The organism is Sulfitobacter sp. UBA4523, from assembly GCF_002388305.1.
GTDB lineage: Bacteria > Pseudomonadota > Alphaproteobacteria > Rhodobacterales > Rhodobacteraceae > Sulfitobacter > Sulfitobacter pontiacus.
On sequence record NZ_DGMH01000030.1, the window covers coordinates 37,515 to 38,296 of the forward strand.

General features: G+C 61.9%; 1 protein-coding gene. It reads left to right on the forward strand.

The genetic code is table 11. The features are described 5' to 3' along the window. A partial coding sequence (locus B3849_RS07725) for a thiamine pyrophosphate-dependent enzyme (RefSeq protein WP_286779988.1) occupies positions 1 to 782 on the forward strand: 782 nt, incomplete at both ends.

The following is a 782-nucleotide window of genomic DNA, read 5'->3' on the forward strand; positions in this document are numbered from 1 at the left end:
TTTGCCATGGCCGAGGAAATCCAGCGCGCGCAATACGGCAAGAAGATCGTCGACCACTTCACCTATGTGATCGCGGGTGACGGCTGCCTGATGGAAGGCATCAGCCACGAGGCGATTGCCCTTGCGGGCCGCCACAAGCTGAGCAAGCTGATCGTGATGTGGGACAATAACGACATCACCATCGACGGGCCGGTATCGTTGTCCGACAAAGTGGATCAGGGTGCGCGGTTCAAGGCGGCTGACTGGCACGTCATCGAAATCGACGGCCACAACCCCGACGAGATCGACGCCGCCCTGACCGAGGCGCGCAAATCCGATCTGCCCACGATGATCGCCTGCAAGACGCATATCGCGCTTGGACACGCCGCGCAGGATACCTCGAAAGGTCACGGCGCGCTGACCGATGCGGACCAGATGGCCGCTGCCAAAGCCGCCTATGGCTGGACAACCGGCCCGTTCGAAGTCCCTGCCGATGTGAAATCCGCCTGGGAAGAGATCGGCAAACGCGGCGCAGACGACCGCCGCGCCTGGGAAGAGCGTTTCGACGCCATGTCGCGCACAAAGCGTGAAGAGTTCAACCGCGCGCTGGCCGGTGACGCCCCCAAGAAGCTGAGCGCGACGATCAAGGCGTTCAAAAAGCAGACGTCGGAAAACGCGCCGAAACTGGCCACCCGCGCCAGCAGCGAAAAGACGCTGGAGGTGTTGAACCCGCTCTATACCGAAACCGTGGGCGGTTCGGCTGACCTGACCGGTTCGAACAACACAAAGACCGCTGATCTGGG